22 protein-coding genes are annotated in these 23,968 nt (G+C 59.6%); 16 read left to right on the forward strand and 6 right to left on the reverse strand.

Annotated elements, in window-relative coordinates:
- Positions 1-147 precede the first annotated feature (147 nt).
- The 3 genes from efeB to GSQ77_RS20215 all read right to left on the reverse strand — a co-directional run bounded on the left by efeB (position 148) and on the right by GSQ77_RS20215 (position 4,145).
- On the reverse strand, positions 148-1,467 hold the full coding sequence (efeB, locus tag GSQ77_RS20205; RefSeq protein WP_158904549.1) for an iron uptake transporter deferrochelatase/peroxidase subunit: 1,320 nt from the start codon (positions 1,465-1,467) through the stop codon (positions 148-150).
- Positions 1,464-2,588 carry a hypothetical protein gene (locus GSQ77_RS20210; protein ID WP_158906396.1) on the reverse strand — a complete coding sequence of 375 codons (1,125 nt, stop codon included), beginning with the start codon at positions 2,586-2,588 and terminating at the stop codon, positions 1,464-1,466. Before GSQ77_RS20210 ends, efeB begins: the two co-directional genes overlap by 4 nt.
- Before the next feature lie 159 nt (positions 2,589-2,747).
- Complete coding sequence (locus GSQ77_RS20215) at positions 2,748-4,145, reverse strand: carbohydrate porin (RefSeq protein ID WP_254067716.1); 1,398 nt, start codon at positions 4,143-4,145, stop codon at positions 2,748-2,750.
- 540 nt (positions 4,146-4,685) lie between these two features.
- Between GSQ77_RS20215 and GSQ77_RS20220 the strand changes: the two genes are divergently transcribed.
- The 4 genes from GSQ77_RS20220 (at position 4,686) to GSQ77_RS20235 (ending at position 8,731) form a co-directional block, all read left to right on the forward strand.
- Complete coding sequence (locus GSQ77_RS20220; protein ID WP_158904550.1) at positions 4,686-6,281, forward strand: sensor domain-containing diguanylate cyclase; 1,596 nt, start codon at positions 4,686-4,688, stop codon at positions 6,279-6,281.
- A 213-nt stretch (positions 6,282-6,494) separates the two neighbouring features.
- On the forward strand, positions 6,495-7,004 hold the full coding sequence (gene msrB / locus GSQ77_RS20225) for a peptide-methionine (R)-S-oxide reductase MsrB (RefSeq protein ID WP_158904551.1): 510 nt from the start codon (positions 6,495-6,497) through the stop codon (positions 7,002-7,004).
- A gap of 74 nt (positions 7,005-7,078) precedes the next feature.
- The gene (gene msrA, locus GSQ77_RS20230; RefSeq protein WP_158904552.1) at positions 7,079-7,819 is read left to right on the forward strand and encodes a peptide-methionine (S)-S-oxide reductase MsrA; all 741 of its coding nucleotides are present in this window, start codon (positions 7,079-7,081) and stop codon (positions 7,817-7,819) included.
- A gap of 177 nt (positions 7,820-7,996) precedes the next feature.
- Positions 7,997-8,731, forward strand: a complete 735-nt coding sequence (locus GSQ77_RS20235; protein ID WP_158904553.1) for an ABC transporter substrate-binding protein — start codon at positions 7,997-7,999, stop codon at positions 8,729-8,731.
- A 114-nt stretch (positions 8,732-8,845) separates the two neighbouring features.
- Here the strand turns inward: GSQ77_RS20235 and GSQ77_RS20240 are convergent, their stop codons facing one another.
- Positions 8,846-9,427, reverse strand: a complete 582-nt coding sequence (locus GSQ77_RS20240; protein ID WP_158904554.1) for a TetR/AcrR family transcriptional regulator — start codon at positions 9,425-9,427, stop codon at positions 8,846-8,848.
- Positions 9,428-9,534: 107 nt separating this feature from the next.
- Between GSQ77_RS20240 and GSQ77_RS20245 the strand changes: the two genes are divergently transcribed.
- Positions 9,535-10,287, forward strand: a complete 753-nt coding sequence (locus GSQ77_RS20245) for an SDR family oxidoreductase (RefSeq protein WP_158904555.1) — start codon at positions 9,535-9,537, stop codon at positions 10,285-10,287.
- Positions 10,288-10,304: 17 nt separating this feature from the next.
- Here GSQ77_RS20245 and GSQ77_RS20250 read toward each other — a convergent pair whose 3' ends face one another.
- Positions 10,305-11,789 (reverse strand): SLC13 family permease, encoded by a 1,485-nt coding sequence (locus GSQ77_RS20250; RefSeq protein ID WP_158904556.1) that lies wholly within the window; start codon positions 11,787-11,789, stop codon positions 10,305-10,307.
- A gap of 92 nt (positions 11,790-11,881) precedes the next feature.
- Here GSQ77_RS20250 and GSQ77_RS20255 point away from each other — a divergent pair, with 92 nt between their 5' ends.
- On the forward strand, positions 11,882-12,742 hold the full coding sequence (locus GSQ77_RS20255; RefSeq protein ID WP_158904557.1) for a helix-turn-helix domain-containing protein: 861 nt from the start codon (positions 11,882-11,884) through the stop codon (positions 12,740-12,742).
- Between the two features lie 74 nt (positions 12,743-12,816).
- Here the strand turns inward: GSQ77_RS20255 and GSQ77_RS20260 are convergent, their stop codons facing one another.
- Entirely contained in the window at positions 12,817-13,803 is a 987-nt protein-coding gene (locus GSQ77_RS20260; protein WP_158904558.1) for a D-2-hydroxyacid dehydrogenase family protein, read from the reverse strand.
- Positions 13,804-13,956: 153 nt separating this feature from the next.
- On the opposite strand from GSQ77_RS20260, the gene GSQ77_RS20265 reads away from it, so the two are divergent.
- The 10 genes from GSQ77_RS20265 to GSQ77_RS20310 all read left to right on the forward strand — a co-directional run bounded on the left by GSQ77_RS20265 (position 13,957) and on the right by GSQ77_RS20310 (position 23,899).
- The gene (locus GSQ77_RS20265) at positions 13,957-14,586 is read left to right on the forward strand and encodes a transcriptional regulator (protein ID WP_158904559.1); all 630 of its coding nucleotides are present in this window, start codon (positions 13,957-13,959) and stop codon (positions 14,584-14,586) included.
- Positions 14,576-15,553, forward strand: coding sequence for an ornithine cyclodeaminase family protein (locus tag GSQ77_RS20270; protein ID WP_158904560.1), 978 nt, complete (start codon positions 14,576-14,578; stop codon positions 15,551-15,553). Before GSQ77_RS20265 ends, GSQ77_RS20270 begins: the two co-directional genes overlap by 11 nt.
- Before the next feature lie 52 nt (positions 15,554-15,605).
- The gene (locus tag GSQ77_RS20275; RefSeq protein ID WP_158904561.1) at positions 15,606-16,568 is read left to right on the forward strand and encodes a threo-3-hydroxy-L-aspartate ammonia-lyase; all 963 of its coding nucleotides are present in this window, start codon (positions 15,606-15,608) and stop codon (positions 16,566-16,568) included.
- A 357-nt stretch (positions 16,569-16,925) separates the two neighbouring features.
- Positions 16,926-17,627, forward strand: a complete 702-nt coding sequence (locus tag GSQ77_RS20280) for a CsgE family curli-type amyloid fiber assembly protein (RefSeq protein WP_158904562.1) — start codon at positions 16,926-16,928, stop codon at positions 17,625-17,627.
- A gap of 14 nt (positions 17,628-17,641) precedes the next feature.
- The gene (locus GSQ77_RS20285) at positions 17,642-18,079 is read left to right on the forward strand and encodes a curli assembly protein CsgF (RefSeq protein WP_158904563.1); all 438 of its coding nucleotides are present in this window, start codon (positions 17,642-17,644) and stop codon (positions 18,077-18,079) included.
- A complete protein-coding gene (locus GSQ77_RS20290) occupies positions 18,079-18,939 on the forward strand; it encodes a CsgG/HfaB family protein (RefSeq protein WP_158904564.1) in 861 nt (286 codons plus the stop codon). The genes GSQ77_RS20285 and GSQ77_RS20290 overlap by 1 nt, the downstream gene beginning before the upstream one ends.
- Before the next feature lie 139 nt (positions 18,940-19,078).
- The gene (locus GSQ77_RS20295; protein WP_158904565.1) at positions 19,079-19,645 is read left to right on the forward strand and encodes a hypothetical protein; all 567 of its coding nucleotides are present in this window, start codon (positions 19,079-19,081) and stop codon (positions 19,643-19,645) included.
- 52 nt (positions 19,646-19,697) lie between these two features.
- Entirely contained in the window at positions 19,698-20,813 is a 1,116-nt protein-coding gene (locus GSQ77_RS20300; protein WP_158906400.1) for a hypothetical protein, read from the forward strand.
- Positions 20,814-21,098: 285 nt separating this feature from the next.
- Positions 21,099-22,904: a bifunctional diguanylate cyclase/phosphodiesterase gene (locus GSQ77_RS20305; RefSeq protein ID WP_158904566.1), complete on the forward strand. Its 1,806-nt coding sequence runs from the start codon at positions 21,099-21,101 to the stop codon at positions 22,902-22,904.
- 137 nt (positions 22,905-23,041) lie between these two features.
- The gene (locus GSQ77_RS20310; RefSeq protein ID WP_174246475.1) at positions 23,042-23,899 is read left to right on the forward strand and encodes an alpha/beta hydrolase; all 858 of its coding nucleotides are present in this window, start codon (positions 23,042-23,044) and stop codon (positions 23,897-23,899) included.
- Positions 23,900-23,968 lie beyond the last annotated feature (69 nt).

Raw genomic sequence — 23,968 nt, forward strand, 5'->3', positions numbered from 1 at the left:
CGCGCTTAAGGCGCAGCGTGGCATTCAGTGATAAAAAAGACATACGTAACTCCAGTAAAACCCGCAGTAGAGACGAGCAGTGAAAACGAGCCGTAAAAACAATGTTGACGATGGCCGGCGCACGCGTTGCCGATAGCCGGCGCGCATTTAGGTCATCAGGCCTTCGAACAAGCCCGCGCCGATAAACGAGCCCTCGGAGGCGCCCGGCGGGCAAGCGAAAATGCCGCTGCCCACATGCGTGATGAACTGATTCATGATGTCGCCCACCGCCAGGTTGTGGTTGATCTTGATGAAGCCGGTACGCGGGTCGCGCTGGTGCGCCACGAAAAACAGGCCCGCGTCGTACTCCATCTCCTGACGCCATGGCGGCCAGCGTTCGATGTAAAAATTGGCACCGTCGTTATACGAATAGCCGCGCCGCAAAATCTGCGCACCGCCGTTGGTCTGCGCGGCCGACAGCCGCATGTGCGAATTGTCGGGAACGATGGAGTTACCGTCGGCGTCCTTCGCGTCGAGGTCGGCCACGTCGAATTCCTTGTGCTTGCCCAGTGGCGCGCCCGTATATTTGTGCCGGCCGACCACCTGCTCCTGGAAGCCGACTTCCATCTTGTCCCAATGCTCGAGCGTGATACGAATACGGCGCACGACCGTATAGGTGCCGTTCTTCATCCAGGCTGGCCCTTCGTCGCCGGCCCAGACGAATTGGTCCATGAGCTTCGCGTCACGTTGCGAGGGATTATTGGTACCGTCCTTGAAGCCCATCAGGTTGCGCGGCGTGCTGCCGCCCACCGGGTTCGACTGGAAACCGGTTTGCACCCATTTGATGGCGGCCGTGCCGTAGGCCATGCGAGCGAGTTGCCGAACCGCGTGGAAGGCAACTTGCGCATCGTTGGCGCAAGCCTGGATGCATAAATCTCCGCCGGTCTTCTCGGGAATCAACTGGTCGCCGTTAAACCGCGGCAGATCGACCAACGCGGCCGGGCGGCGCGCCGCCAGCCCATAGCGATCGACGCCATTGCTCGAAAATAGCCCGGGACCGAAACCGAAGGTGATGGTCAAGCGCGACGGCGGCAAACCCAATGCATCGCCGGAATCGCCGGGCGCAGCTTCCGGGTTGTCGCCCAGCGCTGCGGCCGTATCGCCGCGCGTCAGGCGGTTGGCCGCTTCCGTCCAGGCGTTGAGCAATGCGATCACGTCCGCACGTTTGGCGGTGACCAAATCGAATGCGGCGAAATAGGTATGTTCCTGTTGCGGCGTCGTAATACCGCCCTGATGCACACCCCAGAATGGCTCGACGCCATTCTTCGCAGCCAGCGCCGCGGGTGCTTGATCCTGCGCGACAGCTGCATTTGCCGCCTTGCCGGCAGCCAGGCCGCCAACCGCTGCCGCCAAACCGCCAGCCTTACCAAGAAAACCGCGCCGGGCAGGATCCCGCGGCGGTTTCGTCTTATCGTCTACATCACTCATTTTGCCAATACCAACGTGTTTACATCATCCTCGACGTAGTAGAAACCGTCGCCGGCGGGCGTCATCACGATACCGAACAGGTCACCGTTGCCAGGCGGAGTCTGTGCTTTGTCGGTATCGATCCATTGTGCGTAAATTTGCTTGCCACTCTCGGGGTCGATCTCGACGACCTTGCCGTTCAAACCGTTGGTCACGAGCAAGTGGCCGTTGGGTGCCATGACCATGGCCAGCGGCCGTTGCAGCAGGCCGTCCTTGGTCACTTCGCGACCGACGCCGCCACTGGTGGTGCGGGTGCTCGCATCGGCAATTTCGGTGACACGGTTGCCCAGTGCGTCGGACACATAAAGCTTGTCGTCCTTACCCAGTGCAAGACCGGTCGGGCCGATCAGGAACACGCCTCGGTCAGCCTGTTCGCCAAAGCCGCCCGCCACCACGGTCTGGCTCGTCACCACGGGGGCTTTGCCATCGGCGATCGCAAGCTCGATGCGCAGGATGTTCGATTGCTTGACTACGGGCGGCTCGCCGTTTTCACCGCTCTTGTCGTTCGGGCTACCCACGCCAAAGCCGGCATTGCTGACGAACAGCGTCGCCGTATCGCCCTTGTCGACCACCGCCATATTGCCCCACGGGTCGTTGACATTCGGTCCACCGATGACCGACGCGACCTTGCCGTTCGGATCGAGCACGATCAGGCAACCGGCGCCTTTGGTTGTCGTTGTACCGTCATTGCTGGGTGTGCTGCCCACGATCACCCAGCCGGTCTTGAGCATCGTCATCGCGGTGCTCAGACCGATACCGCCCGGACACTCCGGCAAGTCGCGCGGCAATTGCGCAAACTTGGTCAGCGCTTTGGTGGTCGGGTTGTAATCGACGATCGTCGAACCCAGGCCCTGCAGGTTGGCGGCGTTGTTGAAATTGTCGATCAGCACGTCGTCTTTCTGGATCGAGCCGGCCGAGACCGGTGCGACCACCAGCGCGTAGGGGTTCTGGTCGCCGTTGTCGGGCACCGTATTCACCAGCGTGACATGCTTATGCACGGTTTCCAGGAAACCTTTGGGCTCGTCGGCGTGGGCTGCCGCCATCGACAGCGCGGCGAGAGTGCCCGCGAGCACACCGGCCATCACGCTGCGGGCTGCCGCTTTGACCTGTTGGTTAGGCAACTGAGGCAACATAAGCGCTCCTGTATTTCAAAAGAGCTATTGCGGCGCGGCCGGCATTACACATGGCGCGTCGCGCAGATAGCTTGGGTTTTCAATCGATCCGGGAAGCTGCGCGCTTGCTCAGAACGTAATGTTGGCGCGCACGCCCAAGATCAATTCATTCTTGATTTTCTGGGTCGGGTTGTTGGGGTTCACGACCCCCGCGCCCGGGTTAAACACGTACTGGGCGTCGGGCTGCAATACCAACCACGGATTAACCTGATACTGATACGTCGCCTCGATCACCGTCTCGGAGCCGCGCACCGGCGAGAAGCCGCCGTTGAAACTCGCCGTGGCCTGATCGAACGCGCTGACCTGGCTACCCACCTTGACATAGCCGACCGAGATACCGGCCGAATCAAGTTCGCGAGAGGCGAACGGCGCCTTGAGCACCAGGCCTGTATTCATGCTGAACTCGATCAGGCTGCGGTTGCCCGGAGCGCCCATCAGGCGCGTAAAGAAGCCCAGGCTTTTCGGGCTATCGGGGTTCGGGCGCCAGAGCATCTGGTCGACCACCGCGTACACGCTGTACTCGCCGCGATGCAACGCCGGGTTGCCTGAACTATTTGGGTCGGCCAGCGAAAGGCCGCCGTCGTCGGTCGCCTGGTCGGGAAATTTTTCGGTGTTGTACCAGAAACCGAGCTTATAGGTCCCCGGCAAGCCTTGAGGCGTGCCGTAATCGAGATCGCCGTTGCTGGGCTGGTTGATCGCGTACTGCACCTCGCCGATAAACAAAGCGCCGTTATGCAGATTGAAATTGGTGCCGTGGTTATTCAGTAGTTGCGGATCGCCATCACCGGAACCGGCCGGGTTGCCGTCGTATACCCCCGCCAATACAGTCATCGCATTGGTCGGCTTGGCACGGAACCGCACGCCCAGCGCCGACAACGGGTAAGCCGGGCCGCCTGCCGGCATGTCGTAGGACGGCACCGCCGGCCAACCGAACATGGTGTTGACGAAGGTGGCCGAGTACTGACTGACCATGAATTCCTGGTCGATACTTTGCTGCCCCACTTTCACGTCGAATCGGTTATCCAGGAACGACTGCTGATACCAGAGCTCCCACAAACGCGTCGTATCGTCCGCTTCGATGCCGCTGGCCGTCTGCAGATTGCCCAGGTTGAACTGGCTGAGGTTGCGACCGTGAATTTGCAGCGCACTGGCGTTGAACGTACCACCGACCAGCCCGAACGCTTTTTGCGTATCGACTGTCACGGTTGCCGTGGTCAAGCCGTCGTAGGTGAAGCCGTGGTTAATACCGCCGGTCACATTGCCCAGCACTTCACTGGTTTCCTGCAAGCCGAAGGTCACGCCATAGTTCATCAAGGCAGGACGCAGGCCGCCCATATCGCCCAGCATGTTGGAACGGGTCCAAAACCCGGTCCACAAGCCGGTCGGTTGTGCCTTGATGGCCAAGTCGGCTTCAGGCGGCATACCGGTATCATCTGCCGGCTCGGCGTTGACTGACGGCGTGCTCATCGGCGGAGTCGCCTGAGCATGCGCCATCCACATCAATGCGCACGCACAGGCCGCGTTCATGGCCAAGCGCCGCGAGCGAGCAGCGCGGTCGGTCCGTTGGGTAGGATGCCGTCGGCTTCGGCTTGCCGTACGCTGAGTCATGCGTTTCCTCGTTTTTATTTTGACTGTCCCGCTGGCGCGAGCAGCTCGCAAGCGGCGAATGAACCCGGCCGGAACCCATTCGGACCACGTTGGGACCGCGTTGGCGTATCGTCGTATTACGCGAGAATGAGAATCAATATTGATTAATATTGAGAATAGCGTCGCGCGCCTACTGTTGTCAACGCTATTGAGAATCATTGTTATTACGGTAGATTATTCTGTCTGTTTTTGGCCCACCCCCAAACCATCCGACGTGCGCGCTGGCGCTTGCCAGCGGTGCTTGTCACGTTTTTTTCTCGAAGCGATGAATTTAATTACTTGCATGCGTGGAGGCGATTTCTTAAGCTCTGTGCGTTCCATAACTCTGCGAGAGATCGCGAGCGTCCGAGAACCGGATACATGCTGAAAAAACGATCCTTCTTGTACCGGCTCAGGGCCTTTCTCGTCCTGCACCCGGTCGCAATCATCCTGGGCAGTGGCGCGTTCACCGTGACCATGCTCGCGATGGTCGGGATTGTCCTGCTGCAGGGGCGCTACGACGCGAGCGCGCATGCCGGCGACAATTCGGCCAATCTGGCCCTGGTGGTCGAGCGCGATGTGACCCGCACCTTCGATCTGCTCGACTTGTCCATACAAGCCGTGGTGGACGGCGTCCAGGATCCGGGCGTCATGCGTCTGCCGCCTCAATATCGCCAGCAGTTGCTGTTCGACCGGTCCGCTACGGCCGGCGAATACATGGGCGCCCTGCTTTACGTCGATGAGCGCGGCGACATTGCCGTCGATTCGACCCAAATCGAGCCGCGCAAGATCAATTTTGCCGACCGGCCCTGGTTCAACGCTCAACGCGCCAACGATGGCGTGGGCCTGTACATCAGCGCCCCCTATCGCTCGCGACTGCGCCAAGGACAGTGGAGCATCGCCTTTAGCCGACGTGTCGACCATCCGGACGGGTCGTTCGCCGGCGTGGTGGTGGGTACCCTGCAGCTCGATTATTTCCGCAATGTGCTCGACGGGCTGAAGCTCGGGCCGCACGGTTCCATTACGCTGCTGCAAGATGACGGGACGATCATCATGCGCAATCCCACCAGCGACGATCTGATAGGCCACAGTCTCAAAGGCACCGCCAACTTCGATCGCTTCGAGCGCCTGCATGAACCGTGGTTCTTCGGCAGTGCCGCCACCGACGGCGAAGATCGTCTATATATCTACCGGCACTTCGTCCACCTGCCGCTGGTGATCAGCGTGGCGCCGGCCACCCAGGACATCTACGCCCCCTGGCAGCGACGAGCGCGCTACATCATCGGGCTCGCCATTCTGCTCGCGATCGGCCTGTTGTCTACCTCCCTGCTGCTGGCCACCGAGTTCCGGCATCGCATGGAAGTCGAGGCGAACCTGTTGCTGCTGTCGCGCACCGACGGTCTCACCGGCCTGAGCAACCGGCGCACGCTCGACGACGCGTTGATGCGCGAATGGCGGCGTGCAAAACGGTCGCATCGGCCCATATCGGTGATCTTCATCGACATCGACCGGTTCAAGAACTACAACGATACCTACGGGCATCAGGTCGGCGACGACGCTTTGGCCGCGGTCGCTCAAACGATCGCGCGCTCCGTACGCCGGCCCGCCGATACCGCGGCCCGATACGGCGGAGAAGAATTCGTGGCAATCTTGCCAGAGACGGATCTCGAAGGGGCGTCCGAGGTGGCCAACAAGCTGCATCTCGCGATCGCCGCCCTGCAGATCGAGCATAAATCGAGCGAACACCGGTTCATCACCGTCAGTATCGGGGTTGCATCCTGTATCGCGGACGAATATGCGAGCGTGGTAGCGCTGATGAAAGCGGCGGACGAAGCCGTGTACGCGGCGAAGGCACGTGGCAGGAACCAAACCGCAGTGGCGGTGGCGGCCCATGACGCCTCGGCCGATCTCGAAGAGGCCCAGGCCTGGACCTCGCCTGACCTCGCCGCGTCAGCTCAAACCGAGAACCCAGTGTAAGGAATTCGCCCTTGCGCCGACTTACCGTCAGCGGGTTCTATTCTCGGATCCATTCTTTTTTGGATCGCCGATTTTTAGGGAATAGAACCGTTTGCGTCGTGTTGACGTATATAGGCCAGGTGAGCTTGATCCGATAGGCAGGCTCCAATGTCGTAATTGGATCCATTATCGGAAAAAGCGACAGCGTTAAGCCTATCCATTCTGGAGGTGACCATGAAAATCAATCGCCGGTTGTTTCTCGGTGCAGGGACGTTGGCCGGTTTGCTGGTGGGGCTGAAAGCCCTGCTCGTGCCCCCTGCCGGTGCGGCACAGGCCACGGCCCCGGAAAAATTCGCCGTCACGCACAGCGATGCCGAGTGGCGCAACCTGTTGTCGCAGGACAGCTATGAAGTTCTGCGCCACGAAGGGACCGAACGCCCTTATAGCAGCCCGCTCAATGGGCAGCACAATTCCGGTATTTTTGCGTGCGCCGGTTGCGCGCGCGACTTGTACTCGTCCAAGACCAAGTTCGATAGCCATACCGGTTGGCCCAGCTTCTGGCAGCCGCTGGACAACGCCATCGCGACGCGCCGGGACAGCACGTTCGGCATGCAGCGCACGGAAGTGCATTGCTCAAACTGCGGCGGCCATTTGGGCCACGTCTTTAACGATGGGCCCGATCCGACCGGCCTGCGTTATTGCATGAATGGCGTAGCGATGACATTTCGACCGGTGGCCCTCTAGGCCAACCGTCCTAAATGACCCGTGACATGACCGAGCGCGCACGCCTCACACTATTTACCTACTAGAGTCCAATCATGAAAAAGATTTTTCACGGCATAAGCCAAGGGATACGCAAAACCCGCCCCGGCCTGCTGCTCACGGCAATCATACCGCTGGCCATCCTGGGGGCGCGGGTTTCGACGTCCTCGGCCGAAGAAGTCCATGCCATACCGGCCGCCGTCGCCGATGAGCCGGTTAATGCGCAAGCGACATCCGAAGTGGCCGTGCTGGCCGGCGGATGTTTCTGGGGCGTGCAAGGCGTGTTCCAGCATGTAGCGGGCGTAACCAGCGCTGTGTCTGGTTATACCGGCGGCAGCAAACTAACCGCGCACTACGAGATCGTCAGTACCGGCACGACCGGTCATGCCGAATCGGTGCGCATCACGTTCGATCCCCGCCGCATCAGCTATGGGCGCATCCTGCAAATCTATTTCTCGGTGGCGCATGATCCGACCGAACTCAATGCGCAAGGGCCGGACGAAGGGACGCAGTATCGCTCGGCGATCTTCCCGTTGAACGCGCAGCAGGCGCAGGTGGCGCAAGCCTACATCGCCCAGCTCACGAAGGCGCATGCATACAGCGCGCCGATAGTCACCAAGATCGAACCCAATCAGACGTTCTATCCGGCCGAAGCGCATCATCAGGATTTCCTCGCGCACAATCCGGACTACCCGTATATCGTGATCAACGACTTGCCGAAGATCGATCACTTGAAGCAGATCTATCCGGCAATGTATAGCCCGACCCCGGTGCTGGTGGAAGCGGCAGCGCACTGAAAGAAGCGCACTCGCGAAACCGCTTCCCGCCCACTCGGGCCTATCCCAAGCGCACGCAAGCGCTTGGGAAGCCGAGCACTCGAGCGCAACGCGATGGGACGGCAAACCTGAGCCGCGTCGACGAGTACGTGCGTGGGCGGCGCATATAATTGCGCTCACCCTTCGAGTGGAAAACCAATGAACATCGATCCTTCTATCCGCAGCGCCTTTGCCCCGACCGGAAAACTGCGTGCCTCGATCAATCTGGGCAACCCCATACTGGCGAACAAAGACGCGACCTCGGGCGCGCCGTTCGGTGTATCGATCGATCTCGCTACCGAGTTCGCCGCGCAACTCGGCGTCGAGCTGGAGTTGATCGTAGTCGACGCCGCCGGAAAGTCCGTGGAAGTCGTGGCTGACGAGCGCGCCGATATTGGATTTTTCGCAGTGGACCCGGTACGCGGCGCAAGCATCGCCTTCACCGCGCCTTACGTTTTGATCGAAGGCTACTATCTGGTGCGCAATGAATCGTCGATCCGAAGCAACGCGCAAGTGGACGTCGACATCAACCGCGTCGTGGTGGGTCGCGGCAGCGCCTACGACCTGTTCCTGACCCGCGAGCTACATCATGCGCAGATCGTTCGCGCGCCGACCTCGCCCAGCGTCGTGCAGACGTTTATCGAGCAGGGGTTGGAAGTCGCGGCGGGCGTGAAGCAACAGTTGGAAGCCGATGCCGCCCGCACAACGGGATTACGTTTGCTCGATGAACGCTTCATGGTGATCCAGCAAGCGATGGGTACGCCGAAAAGTCGTGGTGCCGAGGCGGCCGCTTATCTCGGTGCGTTCGTCGAGAAAATGAAGGCGTCTGGCTTCGTGGCTGCGGCGCTTGCCCGTCATGGTATCGCGGGCGCATCGGTGGCGGGCCCTGCTTGATGAGCCCTTGAGCGATTGCATGAATGACGCGCGTGGAGCCCATTAGAGAAGTCCGGCGTGATCGACCACTTGACCAAGCAACCACGTCGGCCGTCGATCTCGACAGTTTGTGTTTTACGCGGGCCAGCCCAGCAAAGCGCGCTCGGCTGCCTCGCGCAACTCCGCGCGCGTGGCACCAGCCCCCGCCTGCACGCAAAGCCCGAGAAACACGATCTGGATATATCTCGCTAACGCCGCCGGATCGGCACTGGGTGCAAGGTCCCCTTCAGCCTTCGCGCGCTCGAAACGCTTCTTCAGGATAAGTTCGAGATTGCCGCGCCGCTTGGCCAACTCCACAGGGATATCCGGCGTGTCCCGGCCAACCGAAAGCCCGCCCTGAATCAGCAGGCAACCGCGCGGCTCGTTCGAGTCGGTCAGCCATTCCACAGCACCGAACAGCGTACGTTGCGCCACTTCCCTGGCCGTCGCTCCCGCGAGCAGCCAAGCTGCATGCGCGGCGCGGCGCGTGCGATAGCGCTCCAGCACCGCATCGAACAGGCCGCGCTTGCTGCCAAACGCGACATACACGCTAGGCGAATTGATACCCATGGCCTTCGTCAACTCGGTCATCGATGCGCCTTCGTAGCCCTGGCGCCAAAACACGTCCATCGCCCGGTCAAGCACATCGCCTTCATCGAACGCACGCGGTCGAGCCATCTCTGCACCCCAATTCCAATTGTGTCGATTATTACATAATTACCTTGACCCACCTATTCAACAAGAATATTGTGTCGATCATTACATAATTACGTGAGAGCCAGCACATGGGCATTTCCCTGCAAGGCAAGGTCGCCGTCATCACGGGCGGAAGCACCGGAATCGGCTTGGCGACAGCGCAGCGTTTCGTGGCCGAAGGCGCGAGCGTTTTCATCACGGGGCGTCGTCAAACCGAACTGGATCGTGCGGTGATCGAAATCGGTGGTGACGTGGTCGCGGTCCAGGCCGACTCCTCCAAACTGGCCGATCTGGATCGGCTTTACGCAACGGTTCTGGCCCAAAAGGGCAAGCTCGACATCCTGTTCGCCAATGCCGGGATCGCCGAGCGTGCGCCATTGGGTCAGATCACTGAGGACATGGTCGACCGATTATTGTCGGTGAATCTGAAAGGGCTGATCTTCACGGTTCAGAAAGCGCTGCCCCTGCTTCCCGATGGGGCGGCAGTGATCCTCACTTCCTCTACCGTAGCGAACAAAGGCTTACCCGGCCGCAGCGTGTACGCAGCGACCAAAGCCGCCATTCGTAGCCTTGCACGCAGTTGGATAGTCGATTTGCAGGCACGCAAGATTCGCGTGAATGTCGTCAGCCCGGGCCCGATCGAAACACCGGGCTTTAAAGGCGCAGCCCCTGACGAAGCAACCGCGCAAAACATCATGGCAGCGTTGGCGGCACAAACTCCGCTCGGACGTGTCGGTACACCGGAGGAGATTGCGAACACAGTCGCGTTTCTGGCCTCGGATGTGGCCAGCTTGATCAACGGTGCGGATATCCAGGCTGACGGCGGGTGGGCGCAAATCTGACGTGGTCTTGCACAGTGTCAACGAATAGCGCCGAGCACGTGCCACCAGAGGAAGTCCAGCGGCAACAACGCAAGCAAGGTCAACGCGGCGAGTGCGAGACACAGCCGTGCACCGTCTCTTATGCCGACCCCGCCCAAATGCATGGCGATCATCATCGGTGGCGCTTGATACGGTAGGAATACTGTGGAAAACACGGGCACCTGCAGCATCAGCACAGTGAGTAGCGGTAAGCCGCTTGCTTGCGAAAACTCTTGGGCCAGCGGCGTCAATACCGCAGGGAGTCCCGGAAGCGTCGTCAGGAAACCGACGCAGGCGTCGACGGCGGCCAGCAGCGGCAAATTCGATGCGCCGTGGCCGGGCACCATGCCGACCCATAGCAACAGCGCGTGACTGACCCACGCGCCCAAGCCGCTTTGTGCGATGACCGCGCCCAAGCCGAGAAAGCCCGCGACATAGATCAGCGGGGTGAGCTGCAATTGCTCCGTGAAGTCTTGGACGCGAAGGATGCCAGTCTGCGGCAGCAGGCACGCGACACCCGCGGCGAGCGCGACCCAGGCCGGCGATATCCCATGTAGAAAGTCTGTCGCGTACAACAACACAGAGAGCAGCAGCAGAACGCCCAGGCGCACTTCTGCCGGAGTCAGTTTTTTTGTCACCTCATTGGCGATTTGAACCGGCGCCTCTGGCACCCGGACCTCATCGGGAAACAGCTTGCAGATCAGCGCAATGATCGCTAGCGCCTTGAGCGCGCCCAGCACCGGAAAGTGCAGCAGCAGATACGGGCCGTACTCGAGCCTGACGCCATACAGTGTGTCGGCAGCGCCCAGCAGGACCGTGTTCGGAATGTTTGCCGGGAGGATCGAAGCCGGCGGCATGTAGCTGGCTGCCGCGACCGCCAGAACAAGCCCGGTTCGACCGGTGCGACCAGGCTCGAACCCGAGCTGGTCGGCAAGAGCCAGAACAATCGGCGCCAATAGAAAAATACGCCCGGTGGTCGACGGCATGATGAATGCCAAACCCACCGATGCGACCACCACCGCCGACACATAGCCTTGGTAAGTTCCGGAAGAACTCGCGAAGACACGGCGCCCGAGGCGGCTGCCCAGGCCGGTTGTGCGGATCGCAATGCCGGTCACGGAGCCACCGAAGACGAGCCACCATGCCGGCGATTCGAAACCTGAGAAGACGGTCGCCGCAGGCGCGACATGGAAGAGCATTGCGAATAGAAAAAACAGCAGCGTGGTAATTGGCTCCTTAAAGAGCCCCAGTGCCCACGACGCGATCGTAAAAATCACGAGAACCGCGGCCCTCGATGCCGCCATCGACATTCCGTCGATGGGCGGCATATAGTTGACGAGTGCCATCGCGGCGACGAGCGCGACGAGCAGTAGCCCTGTCCCGATTCGCTTTGCATGACTACCGAAGTCGGCGCGGGCGAGCGCAATGCGCGTTTGCGCTGAATGGGCAGTCGCATTCGATATGGGCTGGTCGTCGGCTTCCATGTGATTGTCCTTTCTTCGCTCGTGCAATACAGCGAGAATAGGAGCAATTGGAGTGGCTGGCATTCATCTCCCAGCCATAAATTGACGAAATCATGCCAAAACGTTTAGCGTACGACCCTCAGCCCAAGCGCGCGCCCGGGCTGGATGAGCCCATCATGGTCCATTTGCGGACCCCGCCGGTGGATGGCGTCGTTCAGTGGCATCGGCACACATGGGGTCAACTCGCGTGCCCGAGGCTCGGCAGTATTCGCGTCAGTGCTTTGGGTATGACGTGGACTGTCCCGATGCTTCGCGCGGTGTGGATTCCACCGAACGTCGAGCACGAAGTCGTCATGCTTGGGCACGTCGAGTTCCATGCGCTTTATTTTGAGCCGACGACTTCGCCGCTCTCACTAACGAATTGCTCGGTGATCGAAGTTTCCGCGTTGATACGAACCTTGATCGACTCGTTGGCCGCCGATTCGCAGAGCGCTGATTCACGGACTACTAACGCACGGACTGCCAACTCGCTGACCACAACGCCATCGACCGCCACCGCGCATCGGCCAAGCAAACGCCGGCGCTTGATGACGGATTTGCTGATGGAGGAAATCAGTAGCGCCCCCGTGCTTCCCTTCGGTTTACCGCTGCCGTCGGACCGACGATTAAAAGCGCTGTGTGACGCCATGTTGGATGACCCAGGGTCATCGCGCTCCCTGCAGGAATGGGCGCCCGTTGTCGGCGCCAGCGAGAGGACGCTTGCGCGGCTGTTTCAAAGCGACTTGCAAATCAGCTTCGGCAGTTGGCGCAGACAGCTACGGCTCACCCGAGCTGTCGACTTGATCTGCCGCGGAACGCCTTTACTAGCCGTGGCGGAAGAACTGGGTTACGCGAACGCGGGGGCATTTTCGACCATGTTTAAGCGGGCGTTGGGCTTCCCGCCGTCTCAACTCCTCTCCGACTCGGCTCAGTGAGGCGAGCCGGAGAGCCGCGTAGTTGAGCCGAGTCATTAGGCCGCGTAGTTAAGCCGAGTAGCTAAGCCTATGCCTCAGACCGAAAGCTCCTGGATCGGCGCACCGTTCAGCCAAGCCCGAATCGCGTCGACGATTTGCGGGTAAGCCGCGCGATAGGTTTTTTCAGTGACGTAGCCAATGTGCGGCGTAGCCAGCACGTTGGGGAGATATCGGAACGGATGCCCAGGCGCCAAGGGCTCCTCGTCGAACACATCGAGCGCGGCACCCGCAATGCTCTGTGCCTTCAACGCTTCGATCATCGCGGCTTGCGAGACGATCGGCCCGCGAGACGTGTTCACCAGGTACGCGGTCGACTTCATCAGTCCCAGCTCGCGTGCCCCGACGAGATCACGCGTACGGTCGCTGAGCTTCAGATGTATGGTGAGCACGTCGGCCTGCTTGAAGAGTTCGTCTTTCTCGACCCGTTCAACGCCAAATTCAGCAGCCTTTTCCGCCGTCAGGTTCTGACTCCACGCGATGATGCGCATGCCGAATGCGGTTCCGAAACGCGAAACCGCCTGACCGATCTTGCCCAGACCGAGCACGCCTAGTGTCTTGCCGCTCACATCCATTCCCAACCCGATCTGCCAGCCGCCCGCCCTGACCGAGTTCGCCTCGATGTGGAGATTGCGTGTGATGGCCAGTATCAAGCCCCAGGTCAATGCCGGCGTCGCCGCGGGGTCGCCGCCGGTCGTACCCGACACGACGATGCCACGTGCCTTGGCCGCCGCCAGGTCGATCGCGGCGTTCCACATCCCAACGGTCACGATCAACTTGAGTTGCGGCAGGCGCGCGATGAGCTCGGCATCCAAAGCGGTTCGCTCACGCATCAACACCACGACGTCGAACGGCGCGAGCCGCGCGGCAAGCGCGTCGGTGTCGGCAACGTGGTCGTGAAAAAACACGCAGTCCGCCTGCGGTTGCAGGCTGGCCCAATCGCCCAGGCAATGAGCGACATGCTGGTAATCGTCGAGAATGGCGACGCGAACGGATGCCGAATTGGCGGCTGAGGCACTGGGCATTCAACTTCTCCTATGGGTAGCGGAATGCATTATCGTATCGGCAATCGGCAATCGGCGCCGTGCGTAGTGCATGCGGCAAAACTCGGTGGCTAGGATCAGTGGCGAAAATCGGCATGCATTTACATAACGTCTAATTATAGATATTATGTATAAATGACAAATCCATCCAAAGAACAGCGCGTGCTGGTCGAGCAACTGAAGCAGGTGGCAAAGGGGCTCGGCGAAACCTTTGCGCCATTCTGCGAGGTGCTGGTTCATGATCTGCTCAACGCCGAACACGCGATTGTAGCAATCCACAACAACCTCTCGGGCCGAGAGGTGGGCGATCCTGCAACGGAGTTGGGTCTGGCGCGGCTTGCGGACGAAACCTACCCGCAAGTCATCGCAAACTACGCCAACCAGTTCGCCGACGGACGGCAAGCCAAAAGCACGTCGATCGGCATCAAGGACTCCAATGGCCGCTATGTCGCGGCACTGTGCATCAACGTCGATTTAACATTGTTCGGCACGTTCCAAAACATGATCGGCCGCTTCGTCGGCACCGATGAAACAGGCGGCGTGAAGGAGTCCCTCGATCCGCCGGGAGCCGATGGCATCAGACAGCGGATCGACCAGTTCGCCGCCCGGCTGGCAACCACGCCGCGGGCGTTGAAAGCGCTCGACCGGCAAACGCTAATGAGAGAACTTCGGGAGTCAGGCATGATGGAAGTCCGTCGAGCCGTGGAAATAGTCGCACTTCATTTAGGCGTGTCGCGCGCTACGGTGTACAACGATGCCAAATAACGCCCGTTTGCTATTGCTCGACAAGGACGCCGTCGAGTCCATGTTGCTTCCCGAGCCCGTGCTCGATGCGGTACGAGAAGCCTTCGTTCTGCACAGCCGCCGCGAAGGACGCGTGTTCCCGGTCGTCCGGGAATCGCTCGCCACGGGTGGGATATTCGGCATCAAATCGGGGGACGTGCCGACTCAAAACTTGCTGGGTTTTAAAGCTGCAGGGTTTTGGCCGAGCAACCGAGCGCTCGGTGGAGAACCTCACCAGGCCACCATCGTTTTGATCGACCCGGCGACCGGACGCCCCGTTTGCATCGTCGACGGTAACGCGGTAACGACCATGCGCACCGGCGCTGCCGGCGGGTTGGGGCTACTGCAACTGGCGCGCCCTGACAGCGCCCATGTCTGCTTGTTCGGTACCGGCGTACAAGCTCGGGTACAGTTGACCTTTGCCCTGCGCCTTATGCCGATGCTGAAGAAAGTCCGCTACGTGAGTGTGACCGGCCAACCGGATACGAATTTCGAGGCGCATTTCGCGGCGCACTGCGACATCTCGCTGGCACGCGATCGTAACGTCGCGGTTGCAGAAAGTGACGTGGTGATCACCGCCACGCCCGGTGTCGGAGCGATGTTCGACCTGGAGGCGGTGCAACCAGGAACGCACTTGAACTGCGTGGGTGCCGATACCAAAGGAAAACGCGAGCTTCCCGATGGCTTCTTGTCCCGCTCCGGTGTGCGTCTTTTCGTCGACGATCGCACGCAAGCCACTCAGATCGGCGAGACGCAGTGGGCACCCGAGACGCCCTGCACCGAAATCGGCGATCTGCTGACAGCGAACGCTGAATTCCATCGCGAGCCCGACGACATCACCGTATTCGACATGACCGGTCTGGCGCTTCAGGACCTGACCGTTGCTCGCATGCTCTTTGACCGCGCTTGCCAATCCGGTGTTGGCACCGCCCTCGCGTGGCCGTGGTAAGCGGCCTGAATTAACGCGTCGTTTGACGCACCGAACCAGGGATAGACACATCATGCTGACACTGCCAACCTACGCGGACGTTGCTGCCGCGGCACAGCGTATCGAGGGCCTTGCGAACAAGACCCCTGTCATGACTTCGCGTACCGCCAATGAAGAGATGGGTGCGGAAGTTTTTTTCAAGTGCGAAAACTTCCAGCGTATGGGCGCATTCAAATTCCGCGGTGCGATGAACGCCCTGGCGAAATTCGACGCGCGTCAACGCGCCGCCGGTGTCGTTGCATTCTCCTCCGGCAACCACGCGCAAGGCATCGCACTGTCGGCCAAGCTGCTGGGCATTCCTGCGACCATAGTGATGCCGCTGGATGCGCCCGCGGCCAAAGTCGCCGCGACCAAGGGTTATGGCGCAAACGTTGTGACCTATGACCGCTATACGGAAGATCGCGAAGCGATCGGCCGCAGCCTTGCCGACAAACATGGCATGACGTTGATTCCACCGTACGATCATCCGGATGTCATCGCGGGCCAAGGTACCGCGGCCAAAGAGCTCATCGAAGAAGTCGGCGCGCTCGATGCGTTGTTCGTCTGTCTCGGCGGTGGCGGACTGCTGTCGGGATCAGCGCTCGCGGCGCGCGCGCTGGCACCGAACTGCAAGATCTATGGTGTGGAACCGCAAGCCGGCAACGACGGACAGCAGTCGTTCCGATCCGGCGCCATCGTTCATATCGATACACCGAGGACGATCGCAGATGGCGCGCAGACTCAGCATTTGGGCGAATATACGTTCGCGATTATTAAACGGGACGTCGATGACATCCTCACCGCCACGGACGATCAGTTGGTCGCCTGCATGCGATTTTTTGCCGAGCGCATGAAAATGGTAGTTGAGCCGACCGGTTGCCTGGGTTTTGCAGCAGCGCGCGAAATGAAGGCGCAATTGAAGGGCAAACGGATCGGCGTGATCATCAGCGGCGGCAATGTCGATATCGAGCGCTATATCAGCCTCCTCGCCGGTTGATCCTGCATAAGCGGGCGGTATAAGCGGCCCTGCGTAGTTGATCTTTCGTAGTCGACACGATGCAGTGCGTCCGCCACGCACTGCATCGCTGCTCCCGCGGCCAGCATGGACACCTGCCGCACCGCTCCATTCGAATTAACTCCCCGCCTATAACGTGATCGAAGTTGTGCGAATGTGCGCTGACGCACTGCACCTTCAATTTCGATTAATAATTATATTAAGAATACCTAATTATTTTGAGACGTGATATTCATCGTTAAAACGACATGCTCATGGATTACACCAGTATTCAGAGATTCACGCAAAACATTAAATGTTCCATGACCGAGTCGTTGAAGTGATCTGGAAATCTATCTCATGAATACCTGCGTCGCATCGCTTCAATTCGACAGGCGCAACGCGGCCGCGACGAAGGACGTTGCAAGCCGCCAGTTGCATCCTCCGCAACCTCTTCCAACAGGCTCGCGTACCCTATCTATAGCGCGTCTCTTGATCGCTGCGCTCAGCACCCTCGCAGCATGGCCAGCCAGCGCCGGCGATCTGGCGGCAGATGCACAGCCCGCGCAATCGCCACTATTGACGCTGCCTAGCAGCCCCGTCCCACCCAGCGCCAAGCCGGTGCCTAACGCCACCGCTACGCTGAACCCTACAAGCACACTGCGCGCCCCCGCCGCCACCACCGTCTCGCACGGCAGCCGATCAACCGACATCACCGGCAAACACGCGCTCGACGAAATGCTCGGGGGCATCGTGACCAATCAGACGATGACGCTTGTAGGGGAAGATTTCTACACGTCCTTTGCCCAGGCATGGCGCGATATGCCGCTGGGCGACCGGTATGTCGTTTCGATCCACGAACGGCCATCCGCTCGCTGGGGCAGCCTGATCTGGGTCGAGTTCGAGCAGCGACGTGTATTCGATACTTTCTTGCCGGCCGCACGCGCCAATGTCGCCAGCGTGGCCGTGCGTGCGGCAAGCACCGCTTATCAGAACGTCGTGCAGGCCGATATTGCGCGTTTGCTGTTCCATGACGTTGACTTGGCTGGCGACGAATTTTAAGGGAGCGACCTATCATGCTTGATCTCAGAATCTATCTGGTTCGCCTCGGTGCGGTTGCGCTCTTGAGCATGAACGCAACCGGCCAGGCCACTGGCCTGGTCTACCAACCGGTTGACCCGTCCTTCGGTGGCAACCCGGCCAATGGCCAGGTCCTGCTCGATCTCGCCAATGCGCAGAACAAGTACCCCGCGCCCAGCGCCACCACTGCGGGCGCAACGTCGATGCAGACACCTTTGGAACAGTTCAACAGTGAATTGCAGCAGGCCATACTCTCGCGCGTGGCTTCGTCGGCCACCAATTCGATCATAGGCGCGAATGGCCAGCTCGTTCCCGGGACGATCCAGACGGGCAATTTCTCCATCACGATTTCCCCCGTAAGCAACGGTCTGCTGCAAGTTTCCACAACCGATACCAGCACCGGGGCCACCACGACGTTTCAGGTGAGCCAATAATGCCGGCGCGCGCATTGGGTTTCCTTCGTTCGATCCTGCTCGGTGGGCGAACCGCGTGCTTGCTTGCCTGCGCAGCAGGTGCCCTGCTCACGGCGTGCGCGAGCACACCCGCCACGGTCGACGGTCATGTGGAACTGACACCGCCCACCGAGGTGACGCGTGATCTCGCCCATCTGCCACCGCCCAAGGGAAAGATCGTCGCGGCCGTCTACAGCTTTCGAGATCAGACGGGTCAGTACAGGGCCGCGCCGGATAGTTCATTCTCCTCGCAGGTCACGCAGGGCGGCGCTTCATTTCTAATCAAGGCGCTTGCGGATTCAGGCTGGTTCATCCCGGTTGAGCGGGACAATCTCCAGGATCTGCTGACCGAGCGCAAGATCCTGCGTGCCCTTGAGACCCCCGAGGACAAAAGCCGGCCGATGCCGGCTATCGGTATGTTGCTGCCGGCGAACGTGATCGTCGAAGGCGGCGTGATCGCTTACGATTCGAACGTGCGCACGGGCGGCGTCGGTGTCGCCTATCTGGGGCTACGCGCTTCGCAGCAATACAGCGTCGATCAAGTCACGGTCAATCTGCGTACTGTCGATATTCATACCGGCCAAATCCTCAATAGCGTTTCGACGACCAAGACCGTCTACTCGTACGAAGTATCGAGCGGTGTGTTCCGTTATATCGGTTACCAGGATCTGCTGCAGGCCGAAGCGGGATTGACGAGGAATGAACCGCAACAACTCTGCGTGAAGGCCGCAATTGAAGCTGCCGTAGCGCATCTGATCGTACAGGGCTTGCAGAGCGGCAACTGGGCACTGAAGAATACCCGTGACTGGAACGACCCGACGGTACAAAAGTATGTACGATAAAATCAGGATTACATACAAAGCATGGATTCCATGCAGATGTCATCGATCGCCCCGGCGGCGGGTCGCGCGGCCTCCTCCGTTCTTGCATCGGGCCACTGAACCTCATCGACTATATACAGACGGAGACGATCATGGACTCATGGCTATCATGCGGCGCGACATCATGACTGCGCGCGTTGCGCAAGCGGCGCGGCGCTGGCCGGCCCGCTTACTCGCCGTCGTGACAACGATCGCCACCGTGAATTGCGCATGCGCAAGCGGCGATCTATCGGACATTTCAGACTTGGGGCCGCCTGAGCCCGCTTTCAGCACTGGCTCTCAATCCGCCCGCGTCACGCAAAATGGCAGCGGCAATGCGGCACGCGTCGACCAGTCCGGCCTCAACGCTGCAGATGTGCTGCAGCAAGGTATCGCGAATACTGCCCTGTCTGCGCAGACCGGCCAGCTCAACTGGACCTCGCTCTCGCAGTCCGGCATGGCCAACCAATTCGGCGCAAACCAGTCCGGTACACGCAACAGTGTGAGCGCTGCACAGACCGGCAATAACAATGCGGCGACTGTCGTTCAGGCCGGCACCGGTAACCAGGCCAAGGTTGTGCAGACCGGGAGCGCCAATACGGCCTATGTGCAACAGACCGGCATCAACTTGGGCGTGTCCGTTCGCCAAACCGGCAACGGCATGAGTGCAAGCGTCGTCCAGCGTTAGGGCCCGCTGGTGCAGTCAGGTTTTCTTGGCCCATTACCTTGTGGAGTTGATCATGAAACGGAACGCCCTTGTTATTTCGGTATGCTTATTATCTTCTGCCTGTTCTCAGGCATATGCGCAGTCGACCAATGAAACAGCCACCATCAATCAGTACGATAACTTGCAAACCGCCACCATCAGCCAGACCGGCAGCAGAAACGATACGGTCTACATCGAACAGCACGACTTGAACAATACAGCAACGATCCTGCAGACCGATACTGCCGGCAATACCGTGAACTCGTATCAGAACGGCGTGCTAAACAGCAGCTCGGTCACTCAAACCGCTGAGACCGGCGACACCGACAACATCACCCAGCTTGGCAACCTGAATAACGCCGGTATGCAGCAACAGGGCGGCGAAGGCAATGTGGCCACCATTTACCAGTCCGGCTCGCAGAACACGGCGGGTATTGTGCAAAATGGAACCTTCTTCAACACGGACAACATCAACCAGACCGGCAGTGCCAATTCCGCCAGCATCCAGCAATCAGCCGATGAGAGCGCGGATATCGATGCGATCAACCAAACCGGCACTGCCAATAACGCGGTCGTGCTGCAACAAGCCGACGTCAACAACACCATCACCATTGACCAAAGCGGCTCGCTTAACGTTGCAAGAATCTCGCAACAGAACGGCTCGTCCTTCAACACGGAGACCATCAATCAGTCAGGCAGCGGCAACAACGCAAGCATTCAGCAGGACAACAGCAGCTTCAACGCGTTGAACGTCTATCAATCGGGCTCGCTGAACACCGCGGGCATCACGCAAAACAGTGCGAACGTTCAGACAGACACAGTGAATCAGTCTGGGATGAATAATCTCGTTGGTGTGCTGCAAGAAAACAGCGGCAACAACACCGTCAACATCAACCAGCAAAGCTCTTTGACTGGCCTTGGCAACACCGCCTACGTGACGCAGGAAGCGGCGTTCTTCTCCGACGCGACTGTAAATCAGACAGGGGGTAACAACTACGCCGGCACGTATCAAGCCGGTTCGTATGAAAACCTCGATATTGCGCAGAACGGGAATTTCAACACGGCCTCTATCGCTCAGAGCGGCAGCCATAACACTGCCGCGATCAGCCAGACTGGCACAAGTAACTTGGCAAGTATCACTCAACATTAATCGCGAACAGGATTGTGACTCAGGAGGACGGCCGCCCCGTGCGGCTGTCCTCTCCCCACAGGCAACGAGATTGATCGGTGTGCACGCGACGGCTGTACCAAATTGACACATCGGGTTTGACCTGACTGTGATAGTGGTATGGTGTGGGCGAGAACCGGAAACCGCCGTTCCAGATAATCGAAACCTTGGCGAGGCTGTAGCGGATATTCTTTTTTAAATGATATTTCGCTAATAGCGCCGAGGGATGCGATGTTCTGCAGATAGTCAGGAAATCAGGAGACGGCGTTGCACCGAACTTACCCCTACCCCTTGGTGTCGCCGATTGTCGAGCAGCACCGCTTGTACGTGCTGCAGGCCTCAAGCTTGCTGGACACGCCACCCGATGCGGCGCTCGACCGCATCGCCGAGCTTGCCGGAGAAGTCCTCAAATCTCCGATCGCACTGATCTCATTGATCGACGAGACGCGCCAGTGGTTCAAGGCCCGCGTCGGTACCTCAATGGAGCAAGCTAGCCGGCAAGACGCGTTTTGTGCCCATACCATCCTTGGGGACGACGTATTGGTCATCCCCGACGCCACGCTCGACCTGCGCTTCGCTCAAAACAGGCTAGTTCTCGGCGAACCGAAGATTCGGTTTTATGCGGGAGCGCCGTTGCGCACGCGCGGCGGCGTCTCATTGGGCACGCTGTGCGTGATCGATACCGAACCGCGCAACGACTTCGACGATGAGCAACGCATCCAGCTGAAACAAATGGCGCAATTAGCCATGGACCGAATTGAGACGCTGCGCGACATCGCTTTCGTGGATCCAGCCACGAAAATGTTGAACCGGGCTCGCTTTTCCGAAGACATTCGCATCGTTTTTGAAAGCCGCAATTCGGGCTCGAGTCTCGACACAATCGCGCCTAGCCATGCGGTGATCATTGATGTCTGCTCGCTGTCCTACCTCGACCAGACTTCGACCGCCGTCGGCGTTATCGCGGCCGATAGACTTTTGGCCACGATGGCCGCACGCATAGAGCAAGCCTTGGTTGGCAACACACTATACCGCCTCGGCTACGCCCGGTACGGTGTGCTCGTAGTCGGTGGGGAGGCCGCGGCGTTGCGCATCATCGAGGGCGCGCTTCAGGCCTTCGACGCGCCTTTGATGATGAAGCAGATTCCGATCGACCTGACGCCATGTGCAGGAATTGTTGAGTTGTCGCGTCTGGATGAACACACCGATGTATTGAGAGCACTGGCGACTGCGTCGGAAACCGCGCGCCGCACACGTGTGCCCTACCGTAAATTTCTTAAACGGATGTTCGCGACACAAGAGCGAACGTTCTTCATTCTTAATTCCTTGCGTCGCGCGCTGCTGGAAGACGATGAGTTGCGCTTGGTGTATCAGCCTCGCATCGACTTGGCGACACGCAACTGCACCGGCGTCGAAGCGTTGTTGCGCTGGTCGCACCCGGTGCTCGGCGAGATATCGCCGGTCGAATTCATTCCCCTGGCGGAGCGCACTTCGTTGATGAGTGCGCTGACCGATTGGGTGATGGACCGGGGGCTAAAGCAACTGGCCGTATGGCGCAAGCAAGGCTATGCGTTGAAGATGTCGATCAATGTGTCAGTTCTCGACCTCCAGCAACCGCGCTTCGCGGTGCACTACGCCTCCGTGTTGCAAACCCATGGCATAGATCCGAGCCAGTGTGAGATCGAAGTCACCGAGAGCTCACTGGCCAACGATGCGGTACCCGTTATCGCGAATCTGCGGAAAGTGTCGGAGCTGGGCAGCGTGATCGCAATCGATGACTTTGGGAGCGGTTACAGCAACCTCGCTAAGCTGCATCTGTATTACGCCTCGGTGCTGAAAATCGACCAGAGTCTGGTGCGCCAAATGCTGAACAGCGCTCAAACTCGTATCATCGTCGAGGCGATAGTCGACCTGGCACATAAGCTCGACTATCGCGTGGTGGTGGAAGGTGTTGAAACCCGTGAGATCTATGACGCTGTGACGGATTGGCGTTGCGACGAAGCTCAGGGGTATGAGATCGCGAAACCGTTGACGGCGCAGGAGTTTGAGGCTTGGTATCTGGCGTTGCAGCGTTAGGCACTATGGATCATCGCAAAGCTTGCAGGCGACGCTCGGCCCCAGACCTATTCGAAATCAACTCATTCTAGGCACTCAGCCGCGGCATAGTGCTGTTTGCCACTATCCTGTCGTCGGAATCGGTTAGTAAATTAACTATGACAACAGTTCGCCCGGGCCTCGCCCTGATCCGTTTTTTTTCCTTGCTGGCCGGCATAGTGCTCTTGGTGTTTGGCATGACAAGCTGTGCAGACCCGAACGCACACGCTGACGCGATGGCAAAGCCGGCCGGCCTGCAACGTGACGAGGTTGCCGCAGGGCCATTCGTGCTGACAACCTTTGTCCGCATCACCCGCCCCGATCTGCCACTGACGATCTATATCGAGGGCGATGGTTTGGCCTGGCTTTCGCGCACCGAACCCTCTGACGATCCCACGCCACACAAGGCGCTGGGCTTGTCGCTGGCGGTGGTTGATCCGGGCGCCAACGTCGTTTATCTGGCCCGTCCCTGTCAATTTACCGCGAGGTCGGACAACCCCAATTGCGACGTGGTGTACTGGACCAGCAAGCGCTATGGAGAGGAAGTGGTCACCGCGATGAACCAGGCGGTGACACACTATGCGGCTCGCACGCCCGGGCAGCCCATCAATCTCATCGGCTACTCAGGAGGCGGCGCATTGGCCATGCTGATCGCCGCGCGGCGCAACGATCTGGCTTCGCTGCGTACAATCGCGGGCAATCTGGACCAAGCCGAAGTAAACCGCCTGCACCAAGTATCGGCGATGCCCGATTCGCTCAATGCCATTGACGTTGCACGGCAGTTGAACCGGATACCGCAGATTCACTTCAGCGGAGCAGACGATACGACGGTACCGCCCGAGATTGCGCTGCGATACGCCGCTGCGGCCAGCGGCAATTGCACCCGCGCTCGAATCGTTGCCGGCATGTCGCATGAAAGCGATTGGGCGGGACAATGGGCCGCGCTATTGCAGGAGGTACCGCACTGCGGTCCATGACTACGCACCGTAGGCTTCCCTCGACGTACGCGATAGCCTATTACTCGGCGGCAGGGATATCATGCTGGA

The organism is Burkholderia sp. L27(2015) (assembly GCF_009765705.1).
Classification (GTDB): domain Bacteria; phylum Pseudomonadota; class Gammaproteobacteria; order Burkholderiales; family Burkholderiaceae; genus LMUX01.